This is a genomic window from Arthrobacter sp. NPDC057388 (genome assembly GCF_042668165.1).
Taxonomy (GTDB): Bacteria; Actinomycetota; Actinomycetes; order Actinomycetales; family Micrococcaceae; genus Arthrobacter.
In genome coordinates this window covers 21,659-28,467 of sequence record NZ_JBHVBL010000051.1, presented here as the reverse complement: position 1 = coordinate 28,467, position 6,809 = coordinate 21,659, and the positions used below count along the sequence as shown (strand labels likewise).

7 protein-coding genes are annotated in these 6,809 nt (G+C 66.8%); 4 read left to right on the top strand and 3 right to left on the bottom strand.

Annotated elements, in window-relative coordinates:
- Positions 1-50 precede the first annotated feature (50 nt).
- Positions 51-845, bottom strand: a complete 795-nt coding sequence (locus ACFUTU_RS18650) for a carbon-nitrogen hydrolase family protein (protein WP_377966967.1) — start codon at positions 843-845, stop codon at positions 51-53.
- A 32-nt stretch (positions 846-877) separates the two neighbouring features.
- On the opposite strand from ACFUTU_RS18650, the gene ACFUTU_RS18645 reads away from it, so the two are divergent.
- Complete coding sequence (locus ACFUTU_RS18645; protein ID WP_377966965.1) at positions 878-1,561, top strand: GntR family transcriptional regulator; 684 nt, start codon at positions 878-880, stop codon at positions 1,559-1,561.
- Positions 1,562-1,633: 72 nt separating this feature from the next.
- Here ACFUTU_RS18645 and ACFUTU_RS18640 read toward each other — a convergent pair whose 3' ends face one another.
- Entirely contained in the window at positions 1,634-3,034 is a 1,401-nt protein-coding gene (locus ACFUTU_RS18640; RefSeq protein WP_377966963.1) for an MFS transporter, read from the bottom strand.
- 151 nt (positions 3,035-3,185) lie between these two features.
- On the opposite strand from ACFUTU_RS18640, the gene ACFUTU_RS18635 reads away from it, so the two are divergent.
- Positions 3,186-3,872, top strand: a complete 687-nt coding sequence (locus ACFUTU_RS18635) for a DUF2848 domain-containing protein (RefSeq protein ID WP_377966961.1) — start codon at positions 3,186-3,188, stop codon at positions 3,870-3,872.
- Between the two features lie 72 nt (positions 3,873-3,944).
- Here the strand turns inward: ACFUTU_RS18635 and ACFUTU_RS18630 are convergent, their stop codons facing one another.
- Positions 3,945-5,225, bottom strand: coding sequence for a pyridoxal phosphate-dependent aminotransferase (locus ACFUTU_RS18630; protein WP_377966959.1), 1,281 nt, complete (start codon positions 5,223-5,225; stop codon positions 3,945-3,947).
- Between the two features lie 141 nt (positions 5,226-5,366).
- Here ACFUTU_RS18630 and ACFUTU_RS18625 point away from each other — a divergent pair, with 141 nt between their 5' ends.
- Positions 5,367-5,834 carry a hypothetical protein gene (locus tag ACFUTU_RS18625; protein WP_377966957.1) on the top strand — a complete coding sequence of 156 codons (468 nt, stop codon included), beginning with the start codon at positions 5,367-5,369 and terminating at the stop codon, positions 5,832-5,834.
- The gene (locus tag ACFUTU_RS18620; RefSeq protein WP_377966955.1) at positions 5,835-6,731 is read left to right on the top strand and encodes an LssY C-terminal domain-containing protein; all 897 of its coding nucleotides are present in this window, start codon (positions 5,835-5,837) and stop codon (positions 6,729-6,731) included.
- Positions 6,732-6,809: the final 78 nt, after the last annotated feature.

Below are 6,809 nucleotides of genomic sequence, written 5' to 3'. Positions count from 1 at the left end.
CACTGGGTGTGGCCCCGCCCCGCCTTTTGTGCCCGCCTTTTGCTTAGGGTCTAGAAGCTCCGGGCGTTCGCCAGCACGGGCAGCTTTCCGCGGATCTCCGGAATGACTGACGGATCGATGTCGACGACGGCCAGCTCAGGCTCGCGGCCCAGGGCCACCAGCGGGAAACCGAGCGGCGACACCACCGCGCTGTGCCCGATGCCGGTGGGCGCAGTGCCGGCGGAGGGCAGCCCAAGGGTGGCCGGGTCGCCCTGGCCGCAGGCCACCACGAAGGTGGTGCTGTCCACCGCACGGGCGCGGACCAGCAGGTCCCACTGCTCCGCCTTGCCCTCCCCGGCGCCCCAGGAGGCGCACACGATGTTGATGGCCGCGCCGGCCCGCGCGTTGGCCGTGAACAAGGCCGGGAAGCGCACGTCGTAGCAGGTGGCCAGGCCGATGGTGGTGCCGTTCAGCTCGAAGGTCACCGGCGATGTGCCGGCATCCACCGAATCGGACTCGGCAAACCCGAAGGCATCGAAGAGGTGGATCTTGTCATAGGACGTATCGATGCCCGGTCCCGTCACCAACAGCGTGTTCCGTACCCGCCCGCCGTCGCCGGGGGTGAACATGCCTGCCACGACGACGATATCCAGATCCGCGGCAATGGTCCGGACCGCGCTGGCCCACGGCCCGTCCAGCGGTTCGGCGATATCCGCCAGCGGATTACCGAAGGCGCGCATGGCCGCTTCCGGGAAGACCACCAGCTCCGCGCCTGCCTTCCTGGCCTGCGTGGCGTAGTCTCGGATCAGCTCCAGATTGGCTTCAAGGCCGGAGCCGGTGACGATCTGGGCGACTGCTAAACGCATGTATCTGCTCTTCTCTGTTGTATACCTGATGTATGCGAAAAAGTTCGGGGACAGCGGCGTCCGGCCGCGAAAAGGCCTATGCCTACCTGCGCGAGAACATCCTGACCGACCCGGACATGCAGGGCCGCTTCCTCAACGAGCAGGAGCTGGCCGCCGAAATCGGGGTCTCCCGAACGCCCGTCCGCGAGGCCCTGCTGCTGCTGGTGTCCGACGGGCTGGTGGAACTGATCCCGCAGCGCGGCGCCTACGTGCCTCCGGTGACCGGCCGGGAAATCTCGGAGCTGATGGAACTGCGCGGCGTGCTGGAAAGCCACGCCGCCCGGCTTGTCATTGAGCACCGCAGCGTGCCGGCGGACAAAATGCAGGAGACCCTCGACCGGCAGTCCAAGCTGCACCAGCAGTCCGGGCTGCCTGAAAACCAGGAACACCAGGGTGCCGAGGCCGCGCAGGAGTTCATCCGCCTGGACACGCTCTTCCACCAGCAGCTCATCGACGCCGCGGGCAACGAGCTCATCTCCCGGACCTACAGCAAGCTGCACGTCCGGCAGGTCGTCGTCGGGGTTTCCGCCCTGTTCCGGACGGGAGGGCGGCGTGAGCAGGTGTGCTCCGAACACCAGGACATCCTCGACGCCCTGGTGTCCGGAGATGCGGCGAAGGCGCAGGAGGCCATCGACCATCACCTGGCCGTCACCCGCGACATCCTGCTCCGCACCTGAGGGAGTTTTTGTCCAGATAATGGGACTTCCGGGGCGCCCAGCGGCCAATATCTGTACAAAAACCCGGAACCGCTAGGCGGATTCGACGCCGGACTGCTGGCGGGCGGAGGCGGAGCCTTCCAGCAGCAGGCGGTAGTCCAGGTCCTCCACGGTGTCGTTGTCCCGGCCGAGCGCCAGCCCCACGAGTGTCACGGCAGCCGCCACCGCCACGTAGATGGCCACCGGGATCCAGGTGTCGAACTCGGACAGCAGCACGGTGAACAGCAGCGGTGCGATGGCGCCGCCAATGACGCCGGCGAATGTGTACGCGAGGGAGCTGCCGGTGGAGCGCAGCCGCGGGGAGAACTGTTCCACAATAAAGGCGGCCTGCGGGCCGTACATGAAGGAGTGCGCCATCAGGCCAAGCACGATGCCGATGATCAGCATCGGCTGGTTGTTCCCGCCGAGGACCCCGAAGAAGATGAACGTCCACACGGCGCCCACCGCGGCGCCGACGCCGTAGACCAGGCGGCGGTTGAAGCGGTCGGAGACGGCGCCGGCCAGCGGGATCATGACGAGCTGGAACGCGGAGCCGATGAGGACGGCGGTAAGGACCTGGTTGCGCTCGTAGCCGAGGACCTGGATGCCGTAGGTGAGGGTGAAGACGGTGAACAGCGCGTACAGCACGTCCGGGCCAACGCGGCACAGGATCGCGGCGATCAGCGGGCGGAGTTCCTTGCTGAACACCTCGCGGACCGGGGCGTGGGGCTGCTCGCCGTGCGCCTCGATCGCCTTGAAGATCGGGGTGTCCTCCAGCCGCAGCCGGATCCACAGGCCAAAGGCCACCAGCACGGCGGACACGAGGAATGCGATCCGCCAGCCGAAGCTCAGGAACTGCTCCTCAGTGAGGGCGACCGTCAGGATGGCGAGCGCGCCGTTGGCCAGCAGGTTGCCGGCGGGCGGCCCCACCTGTGCGGCGGAAGCCCAGAAGCCGCGGCGGTGCGGGTCGCCGTATTCGCTGGACAGCAGGACGGCGCCGCCCCATTCCCCGCCCACGCCCACGCCCTGGGCGAACCTCAGCAGCACAAGGATGATCCCGGCGGTCGCGCCGATATTGGCATACCCCGGCAGCACGCCGATCAGCACCGTGGCCACGCCAATGATCATCAGGGTGGTCACCAGGACCTTTTTGCGGCCGATGCGGTCCCCGAGCCGGCCGAAGATGATCCCGCCCACCGGGCGGGAAACGTACCCCACGGCATAGGTGGAGAAGGCGAGGATGGTGCCGGTCAGCGGATCGGTTGCCGGGAAGAAGACGATGGGAAATACGACGGCGGCTGCCGCCGAGTAGACGGCGAAGTCGTACCACTCGAGCGCCGTGCCGGTAAGGCTGGCAGCAAAGGCCTTGTACAGGCCCTTGGGGTGAACAGCCGGGTGCGGGGTGGCGTGCGGATGCGCCGCGGCGCCCGGATCCGGAACTGGGACGTTAGCCATGATGTTGTCCTCCACGAGGTTTTCTGTAGTGACGCCTGTCACGCTGGCGTTAAATGTATACATTACGCATACTGGATGTACATTGGCGACTGATTCCGGTTTCCGGTTTGTAAAAATTTCTCCAGCAGCACATGCAAAGGATGGATCCACGATGACGACTCTGAGCTTTGAACTACCCGATGGCCGCACACAGAGTGTCGAGGTCAGGCACCTCCTGAATGCCGGCTACGCGGGGCGGGAACAGGATGAAGTCCAGGCCCATATCGCTGAGCTCGCTGAACTTGGCGTTCCGGGCCCGGCAACCACTCCCGCCCTGTATCCAGTGTCCCCCTATCTGGCCCAGCAGGTATCGGAAATCCAGGTGCAGCATGGCCGGACTTCAGGAGAGGCCGAGTGGGCCCTCGTCATCACCGACGAGGGCGTGCTGCTCACCGTCGCCTGCGATCACACCGACCGCGAGCTCGAGGTGCACGGGGTGGCCTGGAGCAAGAACGCGAGTCCTGATGTGCTGGGCCGCAAGGCGTGGCGGCTCGACGACGTGCGGGACCACCTGGACCGGATCACGCTGAAGGGCTGGGTGGGGGAGGGGGACACCCCCGACACACTCATCCAGGACAGTTCGCTGGAGGCTCTGCTGACACCCGACTACTGGCTGGAGGTGCTCAGCGAGCGGGGACTGAACGCGCCCGGGACGGTACTCATCTCCGGCACCGTGGCCATGACCGGCGGCGTGAACCAGTTCGCCCGCAGCTGGAAGGTGGAAATGGCGGACCCGGTGACCGGCGACTCCGTGGACGTGCAGTACGTCGTGGACCAGATGGCGGAGCCTATCGGCTGACCTTTCCTGCCGCGGCAGAAAAAGCGGGCTGACGACGGCGGGAGGCACCCGCCGTCGTCCGCTGTAGGGCGCTCAGGCGCTCAGTTCGTCCTGGCTGTGGTGGGTGGCGTTGCCGGACATGGCGCGGGCGCGCCCGGCCTTGGCGCGGTAGGAGGACAGGAAGGTGGAGATGCGCCGCACGGCCTCGCGGATGTCGTCCACCGCGGGCAGGATGACGAACCTGAAGTGGTCGGTGGCGTGCCAGTTGAACGCCGTCCCGTGCGAGACGAGGATCTTCTGGTCCTGCAGCAGGTCAAGGACGAACTGCTCATCATCCACAAAGGGGTACATCTCCGGGTCCAGCCTCGGGAACAGGTACATCGCGCCGGCCGCGGGCACGCAGCTCACCCCGGGAATCTCGTTGAGCAGGCGGCAGGCCAGGTCGCGCTGCTCCCGCAGCCGGCCGCCGGGCCGGATGAGGTCCGTGATGCTCTGGTAGCCGCCCAGCGACGTTTGGATGGCGTGCTGCGCGGGAACATTGGGGCAAAGCCGGAGCGAGGCCAGCAGCTCCAGCGACTCCCGGTAGGCGGCAGTGGCCCAGCGGGGACCGGAGACGGCCACCCAGCCGGCGCGGTAGCCGGGCATCCGGTAGGCCTTGGACAGGCCGGAGAACGTCAATACGGGGATGTCCCGGGCCACCGAAGCCATGTGGATGTGGACGTAGTCCTCGAACAGGATCTTTTCGTAGATTTCGTCGGAGAACAGCACGAGGTCATGGCGCCGGGCCAGATCGGCGAACCCTTCCAGGATGTGCCGGGGATAGACGGCGCCGGTCGGGTTGTTGGGGTTGATCAGGACGATCGCCCGCGTGCGGTCGGTGATCTTGGCTTCGACGTCTGCCATGTCCGGCCACCAGTTGTTCTCCTCATCGCACACGTAGTGCACGGCGCTGCCGCCGCAGAGCACGGTGGCGGCCGTCCACAGCGGATAGTCGGGCGAAGGGATCAGGACCTCGTCGCCGTCCTCGAGGAAGGCCTGGAGCGTCATGGAAATGAGTTCGCTGACCCCGTTGCCGATGAAGATGTCCTCTACGCCGATCTCCATCAGGCCCTTGGTTTGGTAGTACTGCGAGATGGCGGTGCGGGCGGAGAAGATGCCCTTCGAGTCACTGTAGCCCTGGGCCTCGCGCAGGTGGTGGATCATGTCCACCACGATCGACTCCGGCGCATGCAGGCCGAACGGTGCCGGATCCCCAAGGTTCATGCGCAGAATGCTGTGGCCTTCGGCCTCCATCTTCTTCGCCGCATGCTGCACCGGACCCCTGAGGTCGTAACGGACATCTTGCAATCGGCTGGAATTCTGCATGGCGCGCATGAGGCATGTTTTCACAGCTGCGCGGGTCCGGACAATGTGAATACCTCACGGTGATCGCGGCCGCCGGCGTTGCCGCGATCAGTGGCAGCACGTAAGTTTCAGCATAGGAATGCCCAGCACACAGCCTGAAGGAGAGCCGGAATGTCCGTGTTCAAAGGACTCGTCAACGGAGCGCTCGCCGGCGCCGCGGGAACCACCGCGCTGAACGCCGTCAGCTACCTGGACATGGTGTGGCGGGGCCGCGCGGCGAGTACCACCCCCACAGACTCGGTGGAGCGGCTTGCCGAAAGGTCCGGCGTGACCATCCCGGGAAACGAAGCCCAACGCGGGAACCGGGTGGAGGCCCTCGGCCCGCTGCTCGGGATCGCCACGGGCATGGGACTTGGTGCTGCCCTGGGGGCGGCCGGGTCACTGGGCTGGCGGACCGGGCCGCTCCGGTCGGTGGGTGTGGCGTCCGTGGCTGCGCTGCTTGTCTCGAACGTTCCCATGACCGCGCTGGGCATCACCGACCCCCGGACGTGGAGCGCCGCCGACTGGGCCAGTGACATCGTGCCGCACCTCGCGTACGGCGCTGTCACCGGGCACCTGCTGGAGCACCTGCCCAAGTAAGTGGCCGTTCCCAAAGACACCGAGGCGCCCCGGGAGCCGGAGCACACGCGGCCGGACAACCGGAAAGCGCGTTGGGGCACCCGCTGGGCCACCGTCCTCGCTGTGCTCCAGCGGCTGCTGTACGTGGCCATCACTGTGGCTGTGGGCTGGGCGGTTTACTTCTTTCTGCTCGCCCGGCTGGCCAGGGGACCTGAACAGGTGTGGGTGTTCCTCCCCGTCTGGCTGATTGCGGCCTACGCCTTCCTGCCCCGGGTCCACAAGATCCTCAGCAGCCTCTACCTGCCGAATTACTTCATCGGGCGTGCCCGCACCGGCGACGGCGTGCTGGGTGATCCGGTCAACCTGGCCGTCATTGGCCCGGCGGACGAGCTCCGCACCGCGATGCTTACGGCGGGGTGGACGGAGGCCGACCCCGTCACCCCGGCAACCGCGTGGCGAACGCTGACCTCGACGCTTTTGGGCCGGAGCTATCCGCAGTCGCCGGTCAGCGCCCTGTACGTCTTCGGCAACAGGCAGGACATGGCGTTCCAGCGGGAAATCGACGGCAACCCGCGGAAACGCCACCACGTGCGGTTCTGGAAATGTCCGGACGGCTGGATGCTGCCCGGCGGGTTCGCCGTCGACTGGGTGGGTGCCGGAACCTACGACAAGAGCGTGGGGCTCTCGCTCTTCACCTTCCAGATCACGCACAAGATCGCCGACGGGACCGACGAGGAACGCGACTTCATCATCAGCACGCTGCAGGCGGCCAACGCCGTGGAGTCCGTGCACGTCATCCGGCACTTCTCCTCCGGCTACCACCACCGCAACGGGGGCGGAGACAGCATCCGGACCGACGGTCACCTTCCCATCCTCGACCTCCAGCCGGCCGGGCTGGGGAACCCCCTCCGGCCGTAGTGACCGTGCAAGGCTTCCAACCCACGGCTGGCGGGCGTACGACGGCGGGACGCACCCGCCGTCGTACGCTTGCGTTTG